Below are 24821 nucleotides of genomic sequence, written 5' to 3'. Positions count from 1 at the left end.
GGCGTCACTAGCGCAGACCGGCATCGACGGTAATGGACTGTTTGGTGATCATGCGGCTGTCGTCGGCTGCCAGGAAGAGCACCGTGCGTGCAATCTCCTCGCCCAGCAGGACGCGGCGGATCAATTGCCGCTGCACCGTCTGGTCGACTGCCTCCTGCGTCTTGAACCACAGCTCGCGCTGCCGCTCGGTCATGACGGCGCCGGGTTCGATCGCATTGACGCGGATGTTATCCGGTCCGAACGACCGCGCCAACGCACGCGTCAGCGCCACCACGGCCCCCTTGGCGGTGGCATAGGCCACCATCTGGTCCGCTCCGAACCGCCAGGCAATGGAGGAGAAGTTTATGATCGAGCCGAAGCCGAGTTCCTTCATATGCGGATGCACTGCCTGCGCGGCGAAGAAGTGATGCCTCAGATTGACATCGAAGCTGCGGTCCCAATAGTCGGCCGTTATCGCGTCGACGGGATGGCGCTGATCATTGGCTGCGTTATTCACCAGGACGGCGACCGGACCAAGCCGCGCGCGCACGCCTGCTACCGACGCCTTTAGCGCATCGACGTCGGTCACATCGCAATGGAGATATAACGGAGCCTGCCCGGCGGCACCAGCGAGCTCGCGCACCAACGCCTCCGCTGGTTCGTCCTGCACATCGAGAAAGGCTATCCGGGCGCCGTTCGCCACGAAGGCGCGGACCATATCGGCGCCAATACCGGAGGCGCCGCCGGAGATCAGCACGACCCGATCGGTCAAGCTCGGATAAGTCGCGAATTGTACGGACATCAAACTACAGAAGCGCCTTGGTTGTTGGATCGAACAGACAGGCGCGTGACATGTCGATGCCGAGCGTTATCGTCTCGCCCATGACGGGAGCGTCATCCGGCTCGAAACGGCCGGTGATCTCCAGGTCACCCAGCCTGAGCACGGCAAGCGTCTCGGCCCCGGTAGGCTCGACCAATTCGACCGGCGCCTGCATGGACGCTACAGCAGGTTTGCGCGACTTCAGATCGGTCGTGAAACGGTAGATGTGTTCCGGCCGGATACCGAGCACGACGTCCTTTGGCGCGCCGGCGGGCATCGGCGCGGCAAGGGCGAGGCTGACGTCGCTGCCGTCAGCGGCGCGTACCGAGATGCTGGTCGAGCCCGTAAGCCGGGCGGGAATGAAATTCATCGCCGGCGATCCCATGAAACCGGCAACGAACATGTTGGTCGGCCGGTCGTAGATCCGTTTCGGCGTGTCGAACTGCTGTACCGAGCCCTGGTTCATCACCGCAATGCGGGATGCAAGCGTCATCGCCTCGACCTGATCGTGGGTGACATACACCGTGGTCTTGCCGACGCGATGGTGAAGCTTCTTGATTTCGGTACGCATGTCGACGCGCAGCTTGGCGTCGAGGTTGGACAAGGGCTCGTCGAACAGAAACAGCTTCGGGTCGCGCACGAGGGCACGCCCCATCGCAACGCGCTGCCGCTGGCCTCCCGAGAGCTGGCCGGGCTTGCGTTTAAGCAGCTGTTCGATCTGCAGGAGTGCGGTAACCCGCTGGACAGCTTCCGCCTGCGCCGCTTTTGGCACGCCGCGGCTCTCCATGCCGAAGGTGATGTTCTGGCGCACCGTCATGGTGGGATAGAGGGCGTATGACTGGAACACCATCGCAATATCGCGGTCCTTGGGTTGCACCGAGTTCACCAGCCGGTCGCCGATCCATATCTCGCCCGACGTGACGGTTTCCAGTCCGGCGATCATGGCGAGCAAGGTTGACTTGCCGCAACCCGACGGGCCGACAAGGGCGACGAATTCTCCGGTCTTAGCCTCGAGATCGATGCCGGCAAGAATCTCGAGCGAGCCGTAGCTCTTGTGAAGGTTGCGGATCATCAACGCGGACATGGGCGACGCCTCATTTTATGGCGCCCTGGGTGAGGCCGCGCACGAAGTATTTTCCACCAAACAGATAGATCAGCAGCGGAGGCAACGCGCCGATCAGCACGGCTGCGCTCATCACATCGTAAGCACGCGCGGTCGTGCCGCCGGCCGTGAGCGCGACCAGTGCCGCTGTGATCGGCTGCTGCTGGCCCGATGTGAAGACGACGCCGAACAGATACTCGTTCCAGATGCCGGTGAACTGCCAGATGACGGTGACGATCAGGATGGGCGGCGACAGGGGCAGGATGATCTTGCGGAAGATCCGCCAGAACCCGGCGCCGTCGATGCGTGCCGCCTTGATCAGGTCGTCCGGTATGCTGACGTAGAAATTGCGGCAGAACAGGGTGGTGAACGAGATGCCCTGGACGACGTGGATCAACACCAGCCCGTATGTGGAATTGGTCAGGCCGAGCTTGCCGAGCAGGAACGCCCACGGCATCAACGAAATCTGGCCGGGCATGAATACGCCGAGCAGCATCAGATTGAAGATCAGTTCGGAGCCCCTGAAGCGCCATTTGGAGAGGATGTAGCCGTTCATGGCGCCGAGAATGGTCGAGATGATGGTGGCGGGGATCGTCATGGCCAGGGAGTTGAAGAAATTGCGCTTCATTCCCTCGCAGGTACCGCTGACGCAGTAGGATCCCCAGGCCTGCGCCCACGCATCGAACCGGAAGCTGCGCGGTACGGAGATGAGGCCGTTGCGGGCAATCTCCGACTGCTCGCGCAATGAGTTGAAGATCACCACCAGTAGCGGCACGAGATAGACGACCGCGAAAAGCGTCAGCACGGCATAGACAAGGAAGCGGCTCCAGAAATGCCGGCGCGTGGCAGCGGCTTCTTCCGGATCAAAACGGGCATTAGGGCCAATTTCAGCCATTGCGGCCCTCCGCCCGCCGGCGCCAGACGATCCACAAGGAGTACGGCACCAGCACCACCGCGACCGCCGCGAGCATCATCATCGCCGCGGCGGCACCCTCACCGATTTGGCCGCGCTGGAACATCAGGTCGTAGACATAGATGGCTGGGAAGGTGGTGGACACACCTGGCCCGCCCCGCGTCAACGCCGCCACCAGGTCGAAGGTCTTGATGGCGAATTGTATCTGAATGACCGCCACCGCCAGGAATATCGGGGCGATGGTTGGCAGGATGACCCTCCGATAGGTCCGGAAAACCGACGCGCCGTCGATTTGCGCGGCCTTGACGAGATCCGGATCGACCGACCGCAGACCGGCCAGGAAAAGTGCCATTGCGAAGCCGGACGACTGCCAGATACCGGTTATGATCACCGCATAGATCGCAGTGTTGCGGTTGGCCGTCAGGGCGAAGCTGAAGTCGGTCCAGCCAAGCCCGCGAACGAAGGCCTGGATACCGTCGACAGGATTATAGAGCCAACTCCACACCGTACCGGTGACGATGAAGGACACCGCCAACGGATAGAGGAAGATGGTGCGCCAAACCGCCTCGCCGCGGACGCGCTGGTCGATCGCGATCGCGAGCAGCAGGCCAACGGCCATCGAGCCAACGATATAGAAGCCGCTGAACAGGAAGAGATTGGTATAGGCGATGTTCCAGCGCCGGTTTGCCCAGAGCGAAGCGTAATTGTCCAGGCCGACGAACCCATAGGTCGGCAACAGCGACGAATTGGACAGCGAGATGTAGAGCGTCCAGAGCGTGAAGACGAAAACATAGATGAAACTCGCCGCTATCGACGGCGCCAGCACCAGAATGGGCACCATCGTGCCCAGGCGCTCGCGCCACGGACGGGCCGCGGCAGCTGCGGCTGGTACAATCAGATCATGGGTGGACATCGGGCTGCTCCGGCGAGGTCTGGCCGGGAGCTTCGCCCCCGGCCATCATCGGCAGCGTCACTTCTGCGCTTCGGCCGCATCCGCCATCGCATTGGCCGCGTCCTGCGCACTCATATCCGGCGTTGCTACAAACTCCGTGATGCTATCCATTATTGCGCCGCGGACCTTTTGCGGAACCGTCATGTTGTGCGCCATCGAACGCACGAGCGTGCCGGCGGCGATCGAGGCTTGCAAATCCTTTTGCGAGAGTTGCTGGCAGGGATTGAAGCCGTTCGAAAGATCGACATCGAGGCGCGCCGGAATGGACCCTTTGGTCTGATTGAAAATGGTCTGGAATTCGGGCGACAGGATGATGCTGGCAAGCAGCTTCTGTCCCTCGATATAGTCCGGGTCCTTCTGCTTGAAGAACACGACCGAATCTGAATTCAGGATGAAGCCCGGCTTGCCCCAATCGGTCGGCGCCTGGGCGCAGACATAGTCGGTGCCCTCCTTGAAGCCGCCGGCCGTCAGCAGGCCGATCGTCCAGTCGCCCATGATGTGAAAGGCGGCCTCGCCGCGGCCGACCAGATGCGACATGGTATCCCAGTCACGCCCGTTCATGCCGGGGTCCATGTACTTCGAGGTCATGGTGCGGAACTGCTCGAAGGCCTTGACCATGCCGTCGCTGCGCATGGCGTCGACGTCGCCCTCGACGAAGGCTTTCTTGTAGAGATCGAGGTCCTGACCGTACACGACCACTTCGAAGACGGTCGAGTCGGTCCAGTCGGCGGTCGAGTGCGAAATGCAGATCTTGCCGCTGGCCACAATCTTGTCGCAGGCGGCATTGAATTCCGCCCATGTCTTCGGCATCTCGGTGACGCCCGCGTCCTTCATGACCTTCGGCGATGCCCACAGCCAGTTGATGCGGTGGATGTTCATCGGCGCGGCCACCCAATTCCCGGTCGGCTTCATCACCGGCAGCAATTCGGGAGCGACGACCTTCTCCCAATTTTCCGCTTTCGCCAGGTCGTCGAGATTGGCTGTCATGCCCGTCTCGTTCCATTCGGCGATCTCGGGGCCCTTTAGCTGCACAGCGGGAGGGGCGTTGCCGGCGATCACATCGGCACGCAGTTTGGCCAGGGTATTGGCCGTATGGCCCGCGATGGAGGTCTGCTGCCAGGTGCCACCCTTGGCGGTAAACATCTCGCCGAGCTTGGCGATAGCCTGGGCGTCCGATCCGGTGGCCCATTGATGCAAGAGGTTGGTCTTCGGCTCCGCGAGGGCTGTTCCGGTAATCAAGGTGAGGGCGGTAGCGGCCGCAAAGGCCGTCCTCAGGTATTTCATCGTTTCACTCCCATATATGATGCACGGTTCGTATCGACCGCTTGTGGCCCGCGATTTGAGGTCGTGGCCGGCGAGATGCAGTAATCTCCGTTCTTTCCAAGATGACATATCTGGGCTATCAGTCAACGTGCTTTGTGCCCATCATGAACAAACCTTCGCTTAGAAATTGGCTAATCGACAGGCCGTCCGCGTCGCCGGAGAGCCTGATCGTCCGATGCCTGCGCGAGCGCGGCGTGCTTTCTGCGTCGCAAATTACCCGCATTACCGGTTTGGCGCGGTCGACGGTTTCAACCGCGCTCAATGGCTTGAGAAAGTCGGGGATGGTAATCGAATCCCCGGCCCATCATGACGCGGCGAGGGGTATTGGCAGGCCTGCCACGACATTGACGCTCAATCCCGCTGCGGGCACCTGCGTCGGCATCCATCTGGGCCTCGACGAGATGCGGTGTGTCGTCGCTGACGTCTCGCATTCTTTCGTTGCCGAACAAACCATCCCCATGGGTCTGGACTACCAGCCGCAACAAGCGGCCCAGCTCGCCAAGTCAGTAATTGCCCGATGCTATGAAGAGAACGGTCTGCCGATGGCGGGGCTCCTGGGGGTTGGGGTCTCCGTCTCGGGCCCAGTCAGCCGCGAAGGAGTGGTGCTGCGCGCGAGTATCGTTCCGACCTGGGCCGGGGTCAACATCCGCGATGTGTTCGGGCCGGTCCTCGAACAGCCGATCTTCGCCGACAATGAGAGCAACTGCTCGGCCATTGCGGAGCTGATGTGGGGTGCGGCCGTCGGCCAGGACGACTTCGTGCTGTTCAAGGTCGATCTGGGCGTCGGCGGGGCCATTGTCCAGCACGGTCGGCTGGTGAGCGGCATCGCCGGCGGCGCCGGCGAATTCGGGCACATCAGCATCGATCCCGGCGGCGACCTTTGCCGGTGCGGTAATCGAGGATGCCTGGAGCTCTATGCCAGCTTTGCCCGACCGCTCGAGCAGATTTCGCGCATCGTGCGGCGGCCGGTCACGATGGACGACGTGATCATGATGGCCGAGCAGGGCGACGTGAGGGCGCTGCGGATGATCGAGGACACCGCCGAGTTCGCCGGCCGTGGCCTTGGCCTGATCGGTTCGGTTCTCAATCCGCCGCTCATCATCATCGGCGGCCGCATGGCCTTGGCGGGCGACATTCTCCTGGCGCCACTGATCGCATCATATGAACGCCACACGCTCATCAAGTCCCGCGATGTGGCGCCTGCGCTGCGCACGCGGATAATCGTTGGCAAGCACACGGAGAACGACGCATTGCTCGGCGCGGTCGGCCTCGTGCTGCGTCACAACAGCCGACTTCAGTGACCCGGCTTGCTTCGGGTGGCGCTCTGATTTTGCGAGCTGCTCGCCGAAGCAGCGGAACTGATGTTTGCCTACGCGACACGCACCGTGCGCTGTCTCGGCTTGATCGCGGTGGCGAGCAGCAGGCCGGCGATGATGAAGGCGGCGCCGGCGAGATCGTAGTCGTGCAAGCTTTCGCCAAGGACCAGATAAGCGAGAACGGCGACGAAGGCGGTCTGGAGATAGAGCAGCATGCTGGCGCGCCCCGCACCAAGCGTCTCGACGCTACGGTTGTAGAGATAGTACATCAGAGCACCGCCGGGGCCGGCAACATAGGCGAGAGCCAGAAGGCCGTTCGCATGCAGCGCCGAACGATCCCCGGAAAACAGTTCCCAGAGATAGAAGGGCAGTGCGGCCAGCGCGCCGGCTCCCAGCAGCAGGACCACCATCGGCAGAAGCTCGATAGCGAATTTGGCGCGACGCAGCAGCACGGTGTAGAGGCCCCAACAAAACGCGCTGCCGACGATCCACAACTCGCCGGAATTGAACTGCAGCTGCATCAGCGCGGCAAGGTCGCCGCGCGCCACGATCACCACCATCCCGGCCAGAGCGACCAGCGCTCCAAGCGCTTTCCAGACACCGAGGGGCTCGCCGAGCACGAAGCGGGCAAGCACCATGGTCATGATCGGCGACAGCGCCATGATGATGCCGGCGGTTGTCGCGTTGGTGTAGTTGAGGCCTGTGTAGATCATGCCCTGACACAAGGTTAGCCCGATAGTGCCGATGACCAGCACCTCGATCACCCGGGATTGGATCAGCACGAGCATTGCCCCGTGATGACGATGGACGATCGGCAGCAGGATCGCGCACGCGAGCGTCAGCCGCCAGAAGCAGAGCGCCCAAGGCGGCATCTCGGGGGCAACCCACTTGGCGGCGATATAGACGCCGGCCGACAGGAGCCAGCAGAGCGTCGCGAGGGAATAGGCGAGCGGAAGTGATGCGCCGGGTGTCGCCTTCGCTACACTTGGATGTGCTATCGGCAGCGATTGGATATCCGTCTCCTCCCACCGCAGACTTTAGCAGATTGGCAGCGTCTTGCTAAGCAGCAACAACAGCTGTTTCACCAGCTGGCGCAATCGGTGGGTCATTGTGGGTCCCGCCGTTCACGGTCTCCTTCCATTCGAACGCATGTTGGCCCATGAGCAACTCGATACCGAAAAGCGCAAGCCGTATCGATTTCGCGCGACACGAATGTGAGATTCATATCGCGCGACAGATATTCGCGCGGTTGCCACAATCTTCTCGCGCCATATTTCTACCGAGAGCAGATCTGTCGCGAATTCCTGGTTCCTAGGATCACGAGCGCCGCTGTTTCGAAGCAATTGGAAGAATAAGCCACTGACTTCCGTTTGCACAAAGAGCGCGACACAGATCCATGCGGAGGACGTCCGATGCATGCCGGCTTCCGAGGAAGCGTACTCGTAGCGGTGTTGGGCACCGTCATGGCAAGCTGCGCTGGGATTCCGGCGCAAAAAACCGGGGCAATAACCGGCTATGGCCCCAACCCCACTTTACCGAAACCAAGACCGACGCTGATCCCGACTGTTAACATCGCCGAGGCGAAAGGCTGGCAGAAAGAAGGTATGCCGACCCCGGCGAAGGGGCTGACGGTGAACGCCTTCGCCACCGGCCTCGACCATCCGCGCTGGCTACATGTGCTTCCGAACGGCGACGTGCTGGTTGCTGAAACCAATGCCCCTGCCAAGCATGATGAAGGCTTCAGTCTTAGAAAGGTCTTCATGGACCTGGCTATGAAGCGGGCTGGCGCCGCGACCAAAAGCGCCAACCGCATCACGCTCCTGCGCGACACCGATGGCGACGGCATTGCGGATGTGCGCACGACGTTCGCGGAAGGCCTCAATTCGCCCTTCGGCATGACGCTGTCCAAAGGCAAACTCTTTGTCGCGAATACCGACGCGCTCGTCGCTTTCCCCTACTCCAATGGCCAGACCCGAGTCAGCACGTCGCCGGAAAAGATCATCGACTTGCCGGCCGGGGACCTCAACCATCATTGGACCAAGGACGTGATCGCAACTCCGGATGGACGCAAGCTCTATGTCACCGTTGGTTCCAACAGCAACGTTGGAGAAAACGGCATAGCCGCCGAGAAGAACCGCGCCGCTGTCCTTCAAGTGGATCGGTCTACCCGCCGCATTCGGGTCTTCGCCTCGGGCCTGCGCAACCCGAACGGGCTCTCCTGGAATCCTGAGACTGGCCAGCTTTGGGTCGCCGTGAACGAGCGTGACGAGATCGGCGACGACCTTGTGCCGGATTACATGACCTCGGTTCGTGACGGCGCTTTCTACGGTTGGCCCTACAGCTACTACGGACAGAACGTCGACGAACGCGTCAAGCCGCAGCGCCCCGATCTCGTGGCGGCAGCGATCAAGCCCGATTACGCCCTGGGCTCTCATACCGCCTCGCTGGGACTGACCTTCTCCAAAGGCGCGCGGCTCGGTCCGGCCTACGGCAACGGCGCCTTCGTCGGCCAGCACGGCTCGTGGAATAGAAGCGTGCATAGCGGCTACAAGGTCATCTTCGTGCCGTTCCATGGTGGCAAACCGAGCGGTCCTCCGGAAGACGTGCTCACTGGCTTCATCGGGCGTAATGACGAGGCGATGGGCAGGCCGGTCGGCGTCGCTATCGATCAGACTGGCGCACTGCTCGTCGCCGACGACGTCGGTAATGTCATCTGGCGGGTCCGCCGGGCGAATGGCCGTTGAGCGCAGGTGGCCTTTCTGATTCCGATCTCACCAGCCTTCGGCTACAGCGCCACGCCCGATATGGCTGCATTCGGCGGAGGCGGATATCCTAAACACTTAGCTAGCAGCACGCCCGAAGATAGTCGTGTCAAACATGCTTGCGCCCGCCTGCCTCGCGGAACCAGCTGTCAGGATAGGGATACCACCAGCCCTGAATCTCCGGTCTGTGGTCGATGATGACCATCTTCGAGCGGCGGAATGCATCCAGACCCTGGCGGCCGAGCTCGCGGCCGAGGCCCGAAGCCTTCCAGCCCCCGAACGGCAACGCGTCATTGTCTATCAGCGGATTGTTGACCCAGACCATGCCGGCCTCGAGCCGCTCCGCGGCCTCATGCGCTTCGGCAAGATCGGTGGTGAAGACCGAGGCGCCGAGACCGAAGGGGCTGTCGTTGGCAAGCTCTATCGCCTCGTTGAAATCCTTGACCCGGCAGATTGCGGCGACCGGCCCGAAACACTCTTCGCGCACGATTGCCATATCGGCGGTGATGCCGGTCAGGATGGTCGGCTCGTAGAACCAGCCTACATTATGTGCCGGCGGAATGCGTCCGCCGGTGATCGCTTTGGCACCGCTGCGGATCGCACCGTCGACCAGCCGGATGACCTTCGCACGCGCGGCCTCGCTGACCAGCGGTCCGATCTCGGTTTTGTCGAGGCCGTTGCCGATACGCAGCGCGCGCGTTTTCTCGGCAAACAGATCGACGAAGCGGTCGTGAACGGCATCAACCACGAAGAACCGTTCGGCCGAAGTGCAGACCTGGCCAGTGAGATGGAAGGCAGCCGTGACGCTGCCGGCAGCCGCCACGTCCAGTGGGGCGTGTTGGCTGATGATCAGGGGATCGCTGCCGCCGGCCTCGATGACGCAAGGCTTCATGCGCTCTGCACATGCGACGGCGACAGCCTTGCCGGCGGCGACCGAACCGGTGAAAGCAACCGCATGCGTGCGGTCCGAGGCGATCAGCGCCTGCGCCGTTGCTGCTCCGCCTGGCATGCAGGAAACCAGGCCCTCCGGCAGGGAGCGAAACACGGTTATATAATCCAGCGTCGACAATGTTGTCGCTTCGGCGGGCTTGATCACGCAGGCATTGCCGGCGGCAAGCGAGGCGGCGACGGTCCAGCACATCAACAGGATCGGAAAATTGTAAGGCATGATGTGCACCGACGTGCCGTAGGGCTCGTAGCGGGCATACTGGAACGAACCGGCCTGCGTCGTGCCGGCGATCTTGCCGGCGTCGTCACGCGCCATTTCGGCGTAATAGCGGAAGATCGGCGCGCAATTGGCGATCTCGCCGATCGCCTCCGGATAGGGTTTGCCCATCTCGTGCACCATCAGCTCGGCGCAGCGCGTGAAGTCGGCCGCTTCGATGGCGTTCGCGACGGCGTGCAGATGCCGGGCACGGCTCTTGGCGTCGAGCTTTTTCCAGGCCGTTTGCGCCTTGGTCGCTGCGGTGAGCACGGCGTCGATCTCGCCGTTGCTGGCTGCGGTGATCGCGCCGACGGTTTCGAGCGTCGCCGGATCGATCACCGGTTTTGCCGCACCGGTCATTGGCCGATAATCCGGATTGACGAAGAAGGTCGGCCGGTCAGGTGAAAAGTCCATTCTGTCCTCCCGTGTGCACGGAAACTTTTTGAGAATTCACCCTGCCGAGACAGGCGGCGTGGTTTTCGAGAACCGAAGCGGAGCGGACATTAAAGTCCGTGAGCATCGGAAGCGGAGAAAACGGCGTCAGGTGTCCGGTAGGGTAGAATTATCGAGAAGGTTCAGCGGATCATGTAAACTTTCTTGATGGTCTCGTGGACGGTGCAGACGCCCTTCCAGTCCTGCGGAAAGAACGCTGCGGTGTCCGGTTCGATCTCGATCACCTCGCCGGATTCGTGGACATAGGTGCAGCGTCCCTCGAGGAAATGGCAGAACTCGTCGCGGGTGACGTGGCAGCGCCATTTGCCCGGCGTGCAGACCCACAGTCCGCATTCGGAGCGGCCCTCCGGCCCCTTGTGCAGCAGCTTGCCGGAAGTGCGGGATTCGCCCTCGATCAGGGTGGGGATGACGCCCCAGTCGACCAGGTCGGTGAGGGCGAGCGGCGATTTCATGATCGGTGTCGGCATGTCGGGAGCTCCAGTGGCCGGCTTTAGGCCAGCATGTAAACGTTGCGGATGGTCTCGTGGACGGTGCATTCGCCGGTCCAACCGGCCGGGAACATGACAACCGTGGCGGCGGATACCTCGATCACCTCGCCGTCGTCCGATCTGTAGGTCGCGCGGCCGGCAACGAAATGGCACAATTCGTCGCGCGGAATCGCCAGCCGCCAGCGACCGGGTGTGCAGACCCAGATGCCGGATTCCGGCTGGTTGTTCGGCCCCTTGTGCACCAGCCTGCCGGTGGAGTGCGAAGCGCCTTCCAGCGCGTCGGGCTGGGTGCCCCAGTCGACGAGGTCGGTGCGGGTCGAGGCTTGCTGGAGGTGTGGGGCTGAGATCACAGTAATTTCTCCAGCAAAGCAGCCGCTTTCTCCGGGCCGTTCTGCGACTGCATCTGGGCCGACGTCTTGGCCAGCTTGGCCTTGATTGCCGGGTCGGTCAGGCAGGTTTCGATCCTGGCGATGAGCTCGGCGTCGCTCCAGTCGTAGCGCGGCATGCCGAAGCCGTGGCCGGTCTCCTCGACCCGCGTCGCATTGTCGTGGCCGTCCCAGACGTAGGGCATGATGATCGCCGGCTTGCCGAAATACAGGCACTCGGTGAACGAGTTGTTGCCGCCATGATGGATCACCGCATCGACCTGCGGGATGACCGAGGGCTGCGGGAACCAGCTCTCGACGATGACGTTTTCGGGCACTTGCGCGTACTGCTCCTTGTAGCCGCCGACATTGACCAGCGCCCGGTAGCGCGTCTTGCCCAACGTTGCGACGATGCGCTTCAGCAGATCGACATCGCCGGCGCCAAGGCTGCCGAAGGAAACATAGAGCAGCGGCCCGTCATTATTCTTCGCAAAAACCGGCACGGTGTAGGGCTTCTCCTGCCGCACGCAGCCTTCCAGATATTGGAATTTTGCCGGGTCGAGCGGATAGCGGCGCATGAACTTCGCCGCCTCGGGATAAAGCAGCAGATTGAGGTACGGCGAGGCCTCGAAAAACTGGCCGATCGGATACGGCGCTTCGTTGTTCGCTTTCAAAAACGCATTGAAGTTGTCATGGATCGGCTTGATGACGGCGTTGAAATGGTCGCGGTAACGCCGATGGCAGGCGTGGTCGTTCTCGCCGCAGCCGGACAGATGTGGCGGGATGTCCTCGTCCTCGATCTCGTTTTCCGAGCAGGAGATGACGCGCACCCAGGGCTTGCCATACTGCTTGATTGCCGGGAACAGGATGACGTTGTCGACGCAGATGACATCAGGCTTGATCGTCGCAAGCACGCCAGGCAGATCCTTCTCAGCCCATTTGGCGCTGTCGACGATCGCCGTCCAGCAATCCTTCACGTAATTGTCGACCTGGTCGTAGGGCGATTTGCGGAAGTTCGGGATGTGGCCGTTGATGAAGTCTTCCCAGAACTTGGCCATCTGTTCCGGCGGCATCGGCTCGGACAGGTTCACCGGATGAGCCTCGAAGCCGTAGCCCTTGTAGACGTCGACGAAACCGGGGTCCGACAGGAACACCGCTCTGTGGCCGCGCGCCTCGATCGCCTGGGCTATGCCGACGGAATTGAGCGCGGGGCCATAGGCGGCCTCCGGAAAGAACGCGATCGTCTTCTGCGTCATGAGAGGTTCTCCTTCGATCAATCCGCGAAAATTCTGACGTCAGCCGCATCCCAGCCGAGCTCGACTGTATCGCCCGACGAGACCGGGCGGCGGTCGGCGGCGTCGGCGGTGACGCGCACCAGGAACGGCTTTGGCGACAGGGCGGTGCGGACGTGCAGCTGCAGATCGAGTCCCTGATAGGCCAGCGCCTCGACCGCGCCGAAGATACGGTTGGCCGTTTCTGCCGATGGGAACAGCCGGATGCGTTCGGGCCGCACTGAAGCTAGCGCCGCAGCGCCGGGCGAAATTGTTGCGGGAACATCGCCGGCGATCCGCACGCCGTTGCTTGCCAGCACGCCGTCGCCGGCGGCTTTGCCCGGTACGAAATTCATGACGCCGATGAAGTCGGCGACGAAACGGTCCCCCGGGTGCTCGTAGACCGCATGGGGTGTATCGCATTGCAGCAGCTTGCCGTCCCTGAGCACTGCCATACGGTCGGCCATGACGAGCGATTCCTCCTGATCATGGGTGACGATGACGAAGGTGATGCCGACCTCGTGCTGCAGCCGCTTCAGCTCCAGTTGCATGGCCCCGCGCAATTTCTTGTCGAGTGCACCAAGCGGTTCGTCGAGCAGAAGCAGCCGTGGTCGCTTGACCAGCGCTCGGGCAAGCGCGACGCGCTGCTTCTGCCCGCCAGACAATTGCTCCGGCTTGCGGTCGGCGAAGGCAACGAGTTCGGTCGTCGCCAAAATGGCGTCGACACGGGAGCGGATTTCCTTTGCAGGCAAGCGTTCCATTTCGAGGCCGTAGGAAACATTCGCCCTGACGCTCATATGCGGAAACAGCGCATAGGACTGGAACATCAGATTGACCGGCCGCTTATTGGGCGGGGTCCTGGCGATGTCACGGCCGTCGAGCAGGATGCGCCCGTCATTGGGCGTCTCAAAGCCGGCCAACATGCGCAGCAGCGTTGTCTTGCCGCAGCCCGAAGGTCCAAGCAAGGCGAAGAACTCGTTCTCGCGGATATCCAGCGAAACGCCGTCGACCGCCGTCACCCGGCCGAACTTCTTCGACACGTTGTCGATCGCCAGCAGCGTGCGGGGCTCGTTCATTGGCCGATCACCCCACGGTTGAGCCGCTGCGACAGGGTCAGCGCGGTGATTGAGACCGCCATGACGATAGTCGCCAAGGCATTGATCTCCGGCGTGATGCCGAAGCGAATCATCGAATAGATCTGCATCGGCAGCGTGGTCGAGGCGCGGCCGGCGCCGGCGGTGAAGAAGGCGATGATGAATTCGTCGACCGAAAGGGTGAAGGCGAGCAGCGCGCCGGCGACGACGGCAGGCAGGATCACCGGCAACATCACCCGCCGAAATGTGGTGAGCGCGGAAGCACCGAGATCGGCAGAGGCCTCGACGATCGACCAGTCGAAGCTTTTCAGCCGCGCGCGCACCACGGAGCAGACGAAGGCGAGATTGAAGACGACATGGGCGAGGATGATGGTGTGCAGGCCCAAGGTGAGATCAAGCATCGAGAAGAAGCTGAGCAGCGCGATCGCCAGCACGATGTCGGGAATGATCATCGGCGCAAAGATCAGCGCCTCGAGACCTTTGCCGTATTGCCGGCGTATTTCGACGCCGATCGCCAGCAGCGTGCCGAGCAGCGTGGCGATGGCGGTCGAGACAAGCGCCACGATCAATGTGTTGAGCGCGGCAGAAAGGATTGCGGCGTTTCCGATTAGCGAGACATACCATTTCAGCGAAAAGCCCGACCAGACGGTCGGCAGCCCGCCTTGGTTGAACGACAGCGCCACCAGCACGGCGATCGGGATGTAGAGGAAGGCCAGGACCAGTGAAAGCACGAGCCAGAGCGCGCGCCTCGTGGCGAGGGAGCGCTCACCCATCGGCGCCTCCTCTCGCTTCGGCGGCACGGCCCGAGGCGCGATCAGCAGCCAGGGCCTGCGCCGTCAGCACCAGCAGCATGATGGCGATCAGCACCATTGCCAGTGCCGCACCGAAGGGCCAGTCATTGGCGGTCAGGAACTGCTCGTAGACGACATTGCCGATCATCTGGAAGCGCCCACCGCCGAGCAGAGCAGGGGTCACGAAATTGCCGATCGACAGCACGAAGACGAAAACAGCGCCGGCGGCGATACCCGGCACGGTCAGTGGCAGGATGACCCGGCGAAATGTGGTCACGGCCGACGCGCCGAGATCGCGCGAGGCCTCTGCGAGCTCCGGATTGAGCCGCGACAGCGGCGCGTAGCAGGCCAGGATGACGAAGGGCAGATAGTTGTAGACCAGACCGGCGATGACGGCGCCTTCGGTATAAAGCATCGACGGCGGCTCGCCGGTGTAGCCGAACCAGCGCAGCAGTTGTGTGATCAGCCCTTCGCGGTTGAGCAGCACGATCCAGGCATAGGTACGGATCAGGTAGTTGGACCAGAAGGGCAAGACGGCAAAGAACAGAAACACCGGCTGCAGTTGCCGGGGTGCTGCCGCGATCGCATAGGCGGCGGCATAGCCGATCACCACCGCGACCAGGGTTGCCGTGCCGGCAATGCGCGCCGAATTGAGGAAGATGCCGGCATAGAGCGGGTCGAACACCAGCCCGAAATTCTCCAGCGTGAAAGTGTAATCGATGCCGCCATAGATGCCGCGCCGGAAGAAGGCGAGCGCCAGCACCAGCGCGCATGGCACGACCATCAAGGCGGTGAGCCAGGCCAGCGCCGGCGTCATCAGCAAGAATGAGCGAAGTCTTGTTTGGGACAAGATTGCGGTACCGCATTCAACGGTCGGCGGCGAAACCCCGCCGTCGACCGGGATCTCTGATTTTGATGTCGGTTATTGCGCGGCCTTGATTTCGCTGACGATCTTCGAGTAGTCGCGTTGGGCATCGCCGACATCGCGCAACTGCTCGAACTTGACCAACTCTGCCACCGGCATGCTCATATTGGGAAATTTGGCGAGAAAATCCGCCGGCAGGCTTTCCATAGCCGGCTTGTTCGGTACCTTGTAGTCGATGTTCTGGGCCGCCCAGGCGTGGTTCTTGGCGTCCAGCATGAAGTTGATGAACTGGAAGGCGGCGTCCTTGTTGGCCGATGCCTTCATCACGACCATCGTATCGACCCAGAGATCCGAGCCTTCTTTCGGTATGGTGTATTTAATTTGTGGATTCTCGGCGATCCCGTAATTGCACCAGCCATCCCAGGCCTGAACCATCAGCGCCTCGCCCGAGACCAGCTTTGAATAAAAGGTCGTGTCGTCATAGGCCAGCAAGGTCTTCTTGGCCGAGATCAGCAGGTCCTTGACTTCGCCGAGCTTTGCCGGATCGGTCTCGTTCACCGAATAGCCCTTGGCGAGTTGGCCGGCGGCAAGCAGCCAGCGGTCGGTCGCCAGCATCGTCGTCTTGCCCTTGAGCGCATCGGACGGGGCGAGAAGGTCGTTCCAGCTGACCGGCTCCGCCTTCACCAGATCCGAACGGTAGCAAAGGCCGGTGGTGCCCCAAGTGTAGGGCACGGAAAAATTGTTGCCGGCGTCGTGCGGCAGCTTCGCCGCCTCGGGATAGAGATTAGCGAGGTTAGGGATCTTGGCATGGTCGATCGCCTCGATCAGGCCGAGCTTGTTCAACACTTCGGCGAAGGGCGAGGAGACGAAGACCACGTCATAGCCCTTGCCGCCGGACGCGACGAGCTTGCCCATGATCTCCTCGTTAGTGGCGTGAACCACGACTTCACCGGAGACACCGGTCGCCGCCTTGAAAGCTTTCATGGCATCCGGCGCCATGTAGCCGTCCCAGTTGGAGATAACGAGGTCGGAGGCAGCCGCCGGCGCTGACAGCGCCAGGCCAAGGCCAAGTGCGATCAAGGACTTCCTTAACGGACGGTGCCGCAGGTGGGTGGTGGTCATGACAGACTCCCATTCTGGTTGATCATCGAACTAGTCGTCGGACCAGCGCCTGCAGCCGTAGCCGCTTTGATCCTGTTCCCCGGTCTTTTTATTGCCGATTGATCTCACAGTACTATTGCAGAAAAAAGTACGTCAATCCATAATTTGTCAAACTACGGTGAATCCCGGCCGATCGCATCCGCAAGGGCAATCGGCCAAACCTCAGCCGCCAAATCCTTCACGAGAATTGCCATGCAAGTTGCAGCTCGACGTCCCCGCACCAACCATCTCGACCTTGCACAGCGCATTCTCGATGTGGCCCGGAAACGCGGCTTTGAACCCGGCGCTCATCTCCCGGAGCAGCAGATCGCTTCGCTCTGCAACGTATCCCGAACTCCGGTGCGGGCCGCGCTGCGTCTGCTCACTGAAAAAGGCGTGGTTCGATGGGAGGCTGAGTCCGGCTATCGCTTGGCGGTAGACCTCACGAGCCAGGCGACCGTCGCCGCCGACCTGCCGAGCGCCGAGGAGGATGAACTTGCCGACATGATCCTGCGAGACCGCTCGGCGCGCCGGCTGGACCAGACGGTCACCGTCGGAGCGCTGATGCGACGGTATAATGCCGAGCGCAGGACGGTACTAAAATCGCTGAAGAAACTGGCCGAGGAAAATCTTCTGGACCGCGCGCCGGGGCAGTCCTGGCTTTTCAGGAGAGCGCCGGACGATCTTGGCGCACAAGGGGAGAGCTATGAATTCCGGCTGTTGCTGGAACCCGCCGCCCTTCTGGAGCCTGGGTTCCGACTGGATGGGACGCGCGCGGCAGCCTTGCGACAGGGCATGGAAATGCTGCTGGCTCTTCCCGACGCGGCATTCGATTCCAGAGAGTTCCAACGGCTGGACATCGATTTTCACGGGATGATCGCCGGTGGCTCCGCCAACCGCTTCGTCGCCGAGGCGTTGGCCGATCATCTCCGGCTGCGCCGGCTGCCGGGAACGTATGCCGGCGTCAATGTCTTCCGGCTGAAGCAATCATTGCGCGAGCATCTGACCATACTCGACCATCTGGAGAGCCAGCAGTACGAGGTTGCAGCCGATCTGCTTCGGGTCCATCTGCGGCTTTCACGCAGCCAGCGACCGCAGGCGGCTAGTCGCGGGGCGCCCGCGCTGTTCGGCATGATCAGCCGGCCGGAATAACGTGGATCATGCGCAAAGGCAGCCCGACCATCGCACTGTTTCCGGAAGCGAGCTTCGGCGCTGCGCTGAATTGCGTTGGCATAGCGCAGGCCCTGCGCGCTCGTGGCGCCCGCCCGGTGTTCATCTGCCATGCCGGCTTTTCTGGCGTGTTCGCCGACTATGGGTTTCAGGAATACCAGTTGCCGACTGATGACCCGTTGACCGACCGCGAACGCCAGAGCTACTGGCAGGCCTTCGTGCGCCGTCATCTGCCGCATTTCAGGCTGAGCCCCATCGATCAGCTCGAAACCTACGTTGCCCCGACCTGGCAAGCAATTGTAGACACTGCGGTCAACGCCGAGGCGCCACTGCGCCAATTGCTGGCGCGGCTGAAGCCGGACGCCGTGGTGCTCGACAACGTCGTCATGTTCCCGGCATTGGCGACCGCCGGCTGCCCGTGGGTGCGCGTCGTCTCCTGCGCCGAAACTGAGCTTCCAGATGCCAATGTGCCACCCTATCTGTCCGGTCTCGCCGCCGACGACCCGAGCCGCGCGGCGTTCGAGGCGCGCTACCTGGCAGCGGTCGCTCCAGCCCATGACCGCTTCAATCGGCTTCGGACCGACGCCGGTCTTGCGCCCTTGCCGACGGGTCTTTTTCTGGAACCTTCGCCCGCCCTCAATCTGCTGCTGACCCCAACGATTGTGCGAAGGCAGCGCGCCGAGCCGCTCGACCCTGCCAGCTTCGTCTATCTCGAAGGCTGCGTTCGCTCGGAAGGGCCGTTCGACGTGCCGGTTTTTCCGCGCGATGGCGGACCGCTGGTTTATGTCAGTTTCGGTAGTCTTGGCGCCATGGATGTCGGCCTGATCCAGCGGATGCTCGCCGTTTTCGACAGGCTGCCGGCCCGCTTCATTGTCAACGCCGGAGGTCTGCGCGACAGCTATCGCGCCGTTCCGGACAATGTCTATCTCGATGCCTGGTTTCCACAGCCTTCGGTCGTGGCGAAATGCGACCTCTTCATTCATCATGGTGGCAACAACAGCTTTTGCGAAGCACTGCGTTTCGGTGTGCCGTCGCTGGTCATGCCCTATTGCTGGGACGGGCATGACAATGCGCAACGTGCCGAGGAAACCGGCGTCGGGCGCCACATCAGCCGCGATGGCTGGACGGAAGACGAATTGGAGCGAAGCATTCTCGGCCTGATGGCCGATGCTGCAATGCGCGCACGCCTCCGGGAGAATGCAGTGCATATGGCGCTGACACCCGGAACGGACGTGGCTGCCGAAGCCATTCTCGCTCTCGCAAGGACCCGACCTGATGCTTGACACCACAACAACGGATGCCTCGACCATGAACGGCACCAACGACCCGAAAGACTGGTTGGCCGCTCACGCTGTCAGCGAGGTCGAGTGCCTGGTGCCCGACATGAACGGCGTGCTGCGCGGCAAGGCCCTGCCAGCGGCCAAGTTCCTCAAGGCGATCGAGGACCGAGCACTCTATCTGCCGAGCAGCGCGTTCCTGGTCAGCATCGACGGCCGCTATTCCGGTTCCGTCGACGAGGGGTTCGCCTACCAGGACCCCGACATGCGGATGGTGCCGGATGTCGCAACACTCTGTCTGGCGCCCGGTGGCGGGCCAGGCAAGGCCTATGTCTTCGCCGATGCGTTCCACATGGACGACCGGCCGTGGATGGCTTCGCCGCGGCACGTGTTGCGGGCCGTGCTCGATCTATATCGCCAGCGCGGCTGGCGGGCGGTGGTGGCGCCGGAGCTTGAATTTTATCTCACCGCGCCCAATCCCGATCCCGACAGGCCGGTGATGGCGCCGGTCGGGCGCAATGGCCGCTCCGAAAGCGTGCAGCATCCCTATGACATGGCGGCACTGGAGCAATTCGAGCCGGTGATCCGGCGCCTGTATGGCTATGCTGCGGCAGCCGGACTGCCGCTCGACACGCTCATCCATGAATCGGGCACGGCCCAACTGGAGATCAATTTCCTGCATGGCGACGCGCTGCCGCTGGCAGACAAGGTGTTGCTGTTCAAGCGAATGACGCGCCAGGCCGCGCAGGAAGGTGGCATGCAGGCGACCTTCATGGCCAAACCGATAGCCGCACAAGCCGGCAGCTCAATGCATCTCCATATGTCTGTCGTCGACGAGGCCGGCAACACGCTGTTTGCCGGGCGTGACGGCGCCGACACCGAGATGTTCGGGCATTTCATCGGCGGCCTGCAGAAATACATTCCCGAGGTGATGCCGCTGTTTGCGCCGAACGTGAATTCGTTCCGCCGCATCCGGCCGAACCACAGTGCACCCGCCAACATCGAGTGGTCGCACGACAACCGCTCCTGCGGTCTGCGTGTGCCGGCCGGCGGGCGCACCGCGCGGCGCGTGGAAAATCGGCTGCCCGGCGCCGATGCCAACCCCTATCTGGCGATAGCCGGCTCGCTGCTTTGCGGTTATCTCGGCGTCGAGGAGAAGATCGCTCGTTCGACGGAAGCGCCGGGCAATGCCTATCGCAGCAGGAGCACGCTGCCCAAAACCATGGAAGAGGCGCTCGACCGCTTCGCTGCGTGCGATCCGGTTCGGGCGGTGCTCGGCGAGGATTTCTTCCAGACCTATTTGCGCGTCAAGAGCGTTGAGCTCGACCTGTTCCAGAGCGTCGTCACCTCTTGGGAACGCGACCATCTGCTGCTCAAGGTGTGATGATGGGCTTCAATTCTGGGGGCTTCAACTCCGGCCTGGATATCGGCAAATCCTACTATGTCGCGACGGCCAATCCGGCTCCGGACCATCCGGCGCTGCAGGGCGACGTCGACGCCGATCTGGTGGTGGTCGGCGGCGGTTGTACCGGCCTCTCCGCAGCCTTTCATGCAGCCGAACGCGGCCTGAAGGTGGTGCTGCTCGAAGGCGGCAAGATCGGCTGGGGGGCGTCGGGGCGCAATGGCGGCCAGATGATCCCCGGCCTGCGCAAGGGCGCCAAGGGGCTGGTCAACCTATATGGGCCGGAACGGGGGAGGGCGCTGTTCGATCTCGCCTTCGAGGCGCGGGCCCTCGTGCTCGGTCTGATCGAGCGCCATGCCATCGATTGCGACCTCAGGCTCACCGGCCATCTGGCCGGTGCGGTCAACGGTTCCGACCTGCGCGACCTCGAAGAAGAGGCCGAGTGCCTTTCTACGGTGATGAACTTTCATGATGTCGAGATGCTGTCGGCAGCGCAGGCGCGCGGAATGGTGAACACACCTTATCACGGCGCGATGTACGAGAAGCTCGGTGGCCATATGCATCCGCTGAACTACACGCTCGGTCTTGCTCGCGCCGCGGCTGCGGCGGGCGTCACCATCCACGAGAATTCGGTGGCGCTGCGGCTGGAGCGGGAACCTTCCCCCCGGGTTTCGACGGCCAAAGGCTCGGTCCGGGCCAGGCATGTCGTACTGGCCGGCGATGCGCTGCTCCACGGGCTTGAGCCGCGCGTCAACAGCCGCATCATGCCGGTCGGCAACTACATCATCGCCACCGAGCCGCTGGGCGACACGACCGACGTCGTCCCAAGCAATGTGGCCGTCTCCGACACGCGCTTCGTCGTCAATTACTACCGGCTGTCGGCGGATGGACGCCTGCTGTTCGGCGGCGGCGAGCGCTATACGCCGTCGCCGCCCGCCGACATTGCCGGCTTCGTGCGGCCGCACATGGAAGAGACCTTTCCGCAATTGCGCGGCCGCCGCATCGATCACGCCTGGGGCGGGCTGGTCTCGGTGACGACATCGCGCCTGCCGCATGTCGGTCGCTATGGCGACGTCTATTTTGCGCATGGCTATTCGGGCAAGGGGGTGATCCTGTCGACGTTGTCGGGCAAGCTGCTCGCTGAGGCGATCACCGCGGATGCTTCGCGGCTCGATCTGTTTTCGACCCTAAGCCCGCTGCCGTTCCCCGGCGGTACGGCGCTGCGCGGCCCGCTCTATGTGCTCGGCATGCTTTGGTACGCAATGCGTGACCGCATCAAACATTGAGCGCAGGCATGCGCAATGAGGCCGAGCGCCGCCACCAAGCGATTAACGGCTGATTTCGCGGCGGCGTCCGACTTGATCGATGCTTGAATATGGTCCGCAGGCAATGGTCGCGAGTCGGTTCGTGCCCTGCTCCCGAAGCCTGAGCGCCGATAGACCTGCCTGCTATTTCCTCAGCTAATAGATCGATATGATTGCAGGATTAACTGTTTCATAGCCCAGGCGCGGCTCCGATTTGTCTTTCGAAATCGCGCTGGAGACAGTTCCGGTTGAACTGCAATCCAATTTTGTTTCCCTGTTTTTCTTGATCGTGCTGCCCGACAGGTCGGCGCCGGCCGACGTTACTTCTGTACTGACCACTCTCTTTTTCTCGTGCGCAACGGCGGCGGTGGATACGGCAATCACAATTGCCGCGCAAACAATCGTCAATCTCATTGTTTCCCCCTTAGAGCACCGCAAAAATGTGGTCGACTGCCTTAAGACGCCGGCGAAGGCGGTATTCGCGCCTGGCCGGCCCATGCAGCTTCCGACTGCACAAGATTGTAACTACATTAGCTGCAGCGCAAGTAACCATTTCGGACTAGGGAACGGGTTCCCCTTCGATCGAAAGCGCTGGGCTGCCGGCGAAAAAGCAGGCGTTTTAGACTAGCCGTTCTCGCCGCCGAGCGCCTTCCAATTTTGGGACAGAGGTTGGCTGATGCCCTTAAACTCACGGCTACGCATTGGTTGGATCTATGCAGCGACAAGGCCAACCTTGGCAAAGCCTCTACATAGTCACCTTCGGGCAGCACCAGTCTTGGAATTCACGCCCTCAAGCAAGGCGAGCAGGCCTTTCAGAATTTCGATTGGCGGCGGCGGACAACCTGGAATGTGCAGATCGACAGGCAAGGCCTCGGACACTCCGCGCACCACCGCATAGCTGCCGGCGAAACAGCCGCCATTGCCTGCGCAATCTCCCAGTGCGACCACCCATTTTGGGTTGGGTGTTGCGTCGTAGGTCCGCTTCAATGCCTCGCGCATGTTTTTTGTGACCGGCCCGGTGACGAGCAGTACATCGGCATGGCGCGGTGATGCGACGAACCGGATCCCAAAACGCTCGATGTCATAGAAGGCGTTGTTCAGCGCGTGCATCTCAAGTTCGCAGCCGTTGCAGGAACCGGCATCGACCGCCCGGATCGACAGGCTTCGCCCCAATCGTTTGTGAGCAGCCCCATCGAGCGCGCGTGCGAGTTCGTCGACTGCCGTGCTGCTTGCCAACGGCGGACGCTCGGTGAGAGGGGGGCGTATCAGGCTTTCAAAAAGAAGCTTGCGCATGACAGCGTGCCTTCAGAGATCATGGCCCGAATAAGAGCAGTTGAACGATTTGTTGCACAGCGGAAAGTCGGCAACGATGTTTCCTTCGATCGCCGCTTCAAGGAGCGGCCATTGAAACCATGACGGATCACGGAGGTGACAGCGCTCGACCAAGCCGCCCTTGCCAATGCGCAGCCAGGCCAGAATGTCGCCGCGGAAACCTTCGACGAGCGCCATGCCTTCATGCGATCGGTTTGTCTGCGCGAAATCGACGCGGATCGGCCCCTCTGGCAGTTGTCGCAGGACTTGTTCGATCAGGGACAGGCTCTGTTCGACCTCGTGGATACGAATCCATACACGGGCGTTCACATCGCCTTCCTGGAGGAGAGGTACATCGAAGGCGAGTTCGCCATAGGGTGGATAAGCGAGATTGCGTCGGGCATCGAAGTCCCGACCGGAGGCCCGGCCAACGTAGCCTCCGGCGCGATATTGACGAGCGAGTTCCACCTTCAGCCGGCCAGTTGCGACAGTCCGATCCTGCAGCGACGCCGTGTTGTCGTAGAGCTCGACCAGCGCGGGAAACCGCTGCCTGATCTCTGCGATCAGGGACCTGAGCGCTGTCGTGCCCTCATCGCTCAGGAAGCTTGCCACGCCTCCGGGCACGATGCAGTCGCGCATCAAACGATGACCGAAGGCAGCATCGCTTGCCCGCAATACGCGCTCACGCAGCACCCCACAGTGGGCATGCATGAGCGCGAAGGCGGCATCATTGCAGATAGCGCCGATGTCGCCCAGATGATTGGCCAGGCGCTCCAACTCGGCCATGAGCGCTCGCAGCCAGACCGCGCGTGGGGGAACCTGGACACCCAGCGCCGCCTCGACCGCGCGGGCAAAAGCGAGGGAGTATGCCACGGTACTGTCGCCAGAGGTTCTGCCCGCCAATTTGGCTGCACGGTCGATGTCGGACCCCGCCATCAGGCCTTCTATACCCTTGTGCGCGTATCCGAGGCGCTGCTCCAGCCGGACGACCGTTTCACCGCTCGCCGTGAACCGGAAATGGCCCGGCTCGATGATGCCGGCATGCACGGGCCCGACCGGGATCTGATGCAGGCTCTCCCCCTCGGCAGGCAGGAAACTGTACGGGAAGGCTGTCGCGGCAGACGTCCGGACGCGGGTACTCAACGGATAGCTGACACCCCAATGGCCATGATCAAGCCACCGTCTCGTATCAGGCGCGCCTTGTGGCAGGAGCCCGAACAGGTCAGCAGCCGCACGTTCGAGCCGCAATGCGGGCGGATGCAGCCGGCCGACCGATGGGTAGCGGCCACTGGGGCATTCCAGGCTGACGACGCCGATGTCCCCGGCGCTTTCATCGAGAAGTGCCATGTGGACGGCGCCTGGCTCACCCCATAGGCCGAGCAAGCTCCAGTGGCCCTCGGCCAGTTGCTCGACGGCAAAGCCCCATTTTTTCGGAGTCACCACGGCGCGTGACCACGGGAAATGATTTTCGACACGTTGGCCAGCAAGGATGAGGTCGATCAGCGCGGGCATGCTCTTT

At 62.2% G+C, this 24821-nt stretch carries 23 protein-coding genes; 6 read left to right on the top strand and 17 right to left on the bottom strand.

Annotated features, from left to right (window positions below; all coding sequences use genetic code 11):
* Positions 1 to 7 precede the first annotated feature (7 nt).
* Genes NKH59_RS18595 through NKH59_RS18575 form a run of 5 tightly spaced genes read right to left on the bottom strand, consistent with a single transcriptional unit; the run spans position 8 to position 5050 of the window.
* On the bottom strand, positions 8 to 781 hold the full coding sequence (locus NKH59_RS18595) for an SDR family NAD(P)-dependent oxidoreductase (RefSeq protein WP_352469617.1): 774 nt from the start codon (positions 779 to 781) through the stop codon (positions 8 to 10).
* 4 nt (positions 782 to 785) lie between these two features.
* Entirely contained in the window at positions 786 to 1883 is a 1098-nt protein-coding gene (locus NKH59_RS18590) for an ABC transporter ATP-binding protein (protein WP_352448125.1), read from the bottom strand.
* 10 nt (positions 1884 to 1893) lie between these two features.
* Positions 1894 to 2796, bottom strand: a complete 903-nt coding sequence (locus NKH59_RS18585) for a carbohydrate ABC transporter permease (protein ID WP_352539299.1) — start codon at positions 2794 to 2796, stop codon at positions 1894 to 1896.
* Positions 2789 to 3727, bottom strand: coding sequence for a carbohydrate ABC transporter permease (locus NKH59_RS18580; protein ID WP_352466746.1), 939 nt, complete (start codon positions 3725 to 3727; stop codon positions 2789 to 2791). Before NKH59_RS18580 ends, NKH59_RS18585 begins: the two co-directional genes overlap by 8 nt.
* A gap of 57 nt (positions 3728 to 3784) precedes the next feature.
* On the bottom strand, positions 3785 to 5050 hold the full coding sequence (locus NKH59_RS18575) for an ABC transporter substrate-binding protein (protein ID WP_352539298.1): 1266 nt from the start codon (positions 5048 to 5050) through the stop codon (positions 3785 to 3787).
* 101 nt (positions 5051 to 5151) lie between these two features.
* On the opposite strand from NKH59_RS18575, the gene NKH59_RS18570 reads away from it, so the two are divergent.
* Positions 5152 to 6390: an ROK family transcriptional regulator gene (locus NKH59_RS18570; protein WP_352469619.1), complete on the top strand. Its 1239-nt coding sequence runs from the start codon at positions 5152 to 5154 to the stop codon at positions 6388 to 6390.
* Between the two features lie 68 nt (positions 6391 to 6458).
* Here NKH59_RS18570 and NKH59_RS18565 read toward each other — a convergent pair whose 3' ends face one another.
* Positions 6459 to 7418 carry a DMT family transporter gene (locus NKH59_RS18565; RefSeq protein WP_352539483.1) on the bottom strand — a complete coding sequence of 320 codons (960 nt, stop codon included), beginning with the start codon at positions 7416 to 7418 and terminating at the stop codon, positions 6459 to 6461.
* A gap of 399 nt (positions 7419 to 7817) precedes the next feature.
* On the opposite strand from NKH59_RS18565, the gene NKH59_RS18560 reads away from it, so the two are divergent.
* Complete coding sequence (locus tag NKH59_RS18560; RefSeq protein WP_352539295.1) at positions 7818 to 9149, top strand: PQQ-dependent sugar dehydrogenase; 1332 nt, start codon at positions 7818 to 7820, stop codon at positions 9147 to 9149.
* 127 nt (positions 9150 to 9276) lie between these two features.
* Here NKH59_RS18560 and NKH59_RS18555 read toward each other — a convergent pair whose 3' ends face one another.
* The 8 genes from NKH59_RS18555 to NKH59_RS18520 all read right to left on the bottom strand — a co-directional run bounded on the left by NKH59_RS18555 (position 9277) and on the right by NKH59_RS18520 (position 16820).
* Positions 9277 to 10785 carry an aldehyde dehydrogenase family protein gene (locus tag NKH59_RS18555; RefSeq protein ID WP_352539294.1) on the bottom strand — a complete coding sequence of 503 codons (1509 nt, stop codon included), beginning with the start codon at positions 10783 to 10785 and terminating at the stop codon, positions 9277 to 9279.
* Between the two features lie 161 nt (positions 10786 to 10946).
* On the bottom strand, positions 10947 to 11291 hold the full coding sequence (locus NKH59_RS18550; RefSeq protein ID WP_352452935.1) for a cupin domain-containing protein: 345 nt from the start codon (positions 11289 to 11291) through the stop codon (positions 10947 to 10949).
* 23 nt (positions 11292 to 11314) lie between these two features.
* A complete protein-coding gene (locus tag NKH59_RS18545; RefSeq protein ID WP_352539293.1) occupies positions 11315 to 11662 on the bottom strand; it encodes a cupin domain-containing protein in 348 nt (115 codons plus the stop codon).
* Positions 11659 to 12933, bottom strand: coding sequence for a glycosyltransferase (locus tag NKH59_RS18540; RefSeq protein WP_352539292.1), 1275 nt, complete (start codon positions 12931 to 12933; stop codon positions 11659 to 11661). Before NKH59_RS18540 ends, NKH59_RS18545 begins: the two co-directional genes overlap by 4 nt.
* Before the next feature lie 17 nt (positions 12934 to 12950).
* Positions 12951 to 14024 (bottom strand): ABC transporter ATP-binding protein, encoded by a 1074-nt coding sequence (locus tag NKH59_RS18535; RefSeq protein ID WP_352539291.1) that lies wholly within the window; start codon positions 14022 to 14024, stop codon positions 12951 to 12953.
* Positions 14021 to 14815, bottom strand: a complete 795-nt coding sequence (locus NKH59_RS18530) for an ABC transporter permease (RefSeq protein WP_352539290.1) — start codon at positions 14813 to 14815, stop codon at positions 14021 to 14023. Before NKH59_RS18530 ends, NKH59_RS18535 begins: the two co-directional genes overlap by 4 nt.
* Complete coding sequence (locus tag NKH59_RS18525) at positions 14808 to 15650, bottom strand: ABC transporter permease (protein ID WP_352539482.1); 843 nt, start codon at positions 15648 to 15650, stop codon at positions 14808 to 14810. Before NKH59_RS18525 ends, NKH59_RS18530 begins: the two co-directional genes overlap by 8 nt.
* Positions 15651 to 15755: 105 nt before the next feature.
* Entirely contained in the window at positions 15756 to 16820 is a 1065-nt protein-coding gene (locus NKH59_RS18520; RefSeq protein ID WP_352539289.1) for a polyamine ABC transporter substrate-binding protein, read from the bottom strand.
* A 231-nt stretch (positions 16821 to 17051) separates the two neighbouring features.
* On the opposite strand from NKH59_RS18520, the gene NKH59_RS18515 reads away from it, so the two are divergent.
* The 4 genes from NKH59_RS18515 to NKH59_RS18500 are packed head-to-tail and all read left to right on the top strand — an operon-like array spanning position 17052 to position 21973.
* Entirely contained in the window at positions 17052 to 17990 is a 939-nt protein-coding gene (locus NKH59_RS18515; protein WP_352539288.1) for a GntR family transcriptional regulator, read from the top strand.
* 5 nt (positions 17991 to 17995) lie between these two features.
* Positions 17996 to 19291 carry a nucleotide disphospho-sugar-binding domain-containing protein gene (locus NKH59_RS18510; protein WP_352539481.1) on the top strand — a complete coding sequence of 432 codons (1296 nt, stop codon included), beginning with the start codon at positions 17996 to 17998 and terminating at the stop codon, positions 19289 to 19291.
* Positions 19284 to 20669 (top strand): glutamine synthetase family protein, encoded by a 1386-nt coding sequence (locus NKH59_RS18505; protein ID WP_352539287.1) that lies wholly within the window; start codon positions 19284 to 19286, stop codon positions 20667 to 20669. Before NKH59_RS18510 ends, NKH59_RS18505 begins: the two co-directional genes overlap by 8 nt.
* Positions 20669 to 21973, top strand: coding sequence for an NAD(P)/FAD-dependent oxidoreductase (locus tag NKH59_RS18500; RefSeq protein WP_352539286.1), 1305 nt, complete (start codon positions 20669 to 20671; stop codon positions 21971 to 21973). Before NKH59_RS18505 ends, NKH59_RS18500 begins: the two co-directional genes overlap by 1 nt.
* Before the next feature lie 174 nt (positions 21974 to 22147).
* On the opposite strand, the gene NKH59_RS18495 is transcribed toward NKH59_RS18500, so the two are convergent.
* The 3 genes from NKH59_RS18495 to NKH59_RS18485 form a co-directional block, all read right to left on the bottom strand.
* Positions 22148 to 22405 (bottom strand): hypothetical protein, encoded by a 258-nt coding sequence (locus NKH59_RS18495; protein ID WP_352539285.1) that lies wholly within the window; start codon positions 22403 to 22405, stop codon positions 22148 to 22150.
* Between the two features lie 339 nt (positions 22406 to 22744).
* Positions 22745 to 23284, bottom strand: coding sequence for an NADH-quinone oxidoreductase subunit B family protein (locus tag NKH59_RS18490; protein WP_352452927.1), 540 nt, complete (start codon positions 23282 to 23284; stop codon positions 22745 to 22747).
* A 12-nt stretch (positions 23285 to 23296) separates the two neighbouring features.
* Entirely contained in the window at positions 23297 to 24814 is a 1518-nt protein-coding gene (locus tag NKH59_RS18485; protein WP_352539284.1) for a hydrogenase large subunit, read from the bottom strand.
* Positions 24815 to 24821 lie beyond the last annotated feature (7 nt).

Origin of the sequence: Mesorhizobium sp. M0998 (assembly GCF_040318885.1) — a bacterium.
GTDB lineage: Bacteria > Pseudomonadota > Alphaproteobacteria > Rhizobiales > Rhizobiaceae > Mesorhizobium.
Note: the sequence above shows the minus strand (reverse complement) of the source record. Positions and strands in the feature narration are given on the sequence as shown.

Bases quoted from the DNA above. Each gene is read 5' to 3' on its own strand.
- NKH59_RS18595 (WP_352469617.1), bottom strand. From the start codon at position 781: ATGTCCGTACAATTCGCGACTTATCCGAGCTTGACCGATCGGGTCGTG.
- NKH59_RS18590 (WP_352448125.1), bottom strand. From the start codon at position 1,883: ATGTCCGCGTTGATGATCCGCAACCTTCACAAGAGCTACGGCTCGCTC.
- NKH59_RS18585 (WP_352539299.1), bottom strand. From the start codon at position 2,796: ATGGCTGAAATTGGCCCTAATGCCCGTTTTGATCCGGAAGAAGCCGCT.
- NKH59_RS18580 (WP_352466746.1), bottom strand. From the start codon at position 3,727: ATGTCCACCCATGATCTGATTGTACCAGCCGCAGCTGCCGCGGCCCGT.
- NKH59_RS18575 (WP_352539298.1), bottom strand. From the start codon at position 5,050: ATGAAATACCTGAGGACGGCCTTTGCGGCCGCTACCGCCCTCACCTTG.
- NKH59_RS18570 (WP_352469619.1), top strand. From the start codon at position 5,152: ATGACATATCTGGGCTATCAGTCAACGTGCTTTGTGCCCATCATGAAC.
- NKH59_RS18560 (WP_352539295.1), top strand. From the start codon at position 7,818: ATGCATGCCGGCTTCCGAGGAAGCGTACTCGTAGCGGTGTTGGGCACC.
- NKH59_RS18555 (WP_352539294.1), bottom strand. From the start codon at position 10,785: ATGGACTTTTCACCTGACCGGCCGACCTTCTTCGTCAATCCGGATTAT.
- NKH59_RS18550 (WP_352452935.1), bottom strand. From the start codon at position 11,291: ATGCCGACACCGATCATGAAATCGCCGCTCGCCCTCACCGACCTGGTC.
- NKH59_RS18540 (WP_352539292.1), bottom strand. From the start codon at position 12,933: ATGACGCAGAAGACGATCGCGTTCTTTCCGGAGGCCGCCTATGGCCCC.
- NKH59_RS18535 (WP_352539291.1), bottom strand. From the start codon at position 14,024: ATGAACGAGCCCCGCACGCTGCTGGCGATCGACAACGTGTCGAAGAAG.
- NKH59_RS18530 (WP_352539290.1), bottom strand. From the start codon at position 14,815: ATGGGTGAGCGCTCCCTCGCCACGAGGCGCGCGCTCTGGCTCGTGCTT.
- NKH59_RS18525 (WP_352539482.1), bottom strand. From the start codon at position 15,650: ATGACGCCGGCGCTGGCCTGGCTCACCGCCTTGATGGTCGTGCCATGC.
- NKH59_RS18520 (WP_352539289.1), bottom strand. From the start codon at position 16,820: ATGACCACCACCCACCTGCGGCACCGTCCGTTAAGGAAGTCCTTGATC.
- NKH59_RS18515 (WP_352539288.1), top strand. From the start codon at position 17,052: ATGCAAGTTGCAGCTCGACGTCCCCGCACCAACCATCTCGACCTTGCA.
- NKH59_RS18505 (WP_352539287.1), top strand. From the start codon at position 19,284: ATGCTTGACACCACAACAACGGATGCCTCGACCATGAACGGCACCAAC.
- NKH59_RS18500 (WP_352539286.1), top strand. From the start codon at position 20,669: ATGATGGGCTTCAATTCTGGGGGCTTCAACTCCGGCCTGGATATCGGC.
- NKH59_RS18495 (WP_352539285.1), bottom strand. From the start codon at position 22,405: ATGAGATTGACGATTGTTTGCGCGGCAATTGTGATTGCCGTATCCACC.
- NKH59_RS18490 (WP_352452927.1), bottom strand. From the start codon at position 23,284: ATGCGCAAGCTTCTTTTTGAAAGCCTGATACGCCCCCCTCTCACCGAG.
- NKH59_RS18485 (WP_352539284.1), bottom strand. From the start codon at position 24,814: ATGCCCGCGCTGATCGACCTCATCCTTGCTGGCCAACGTGTCGAAAAT.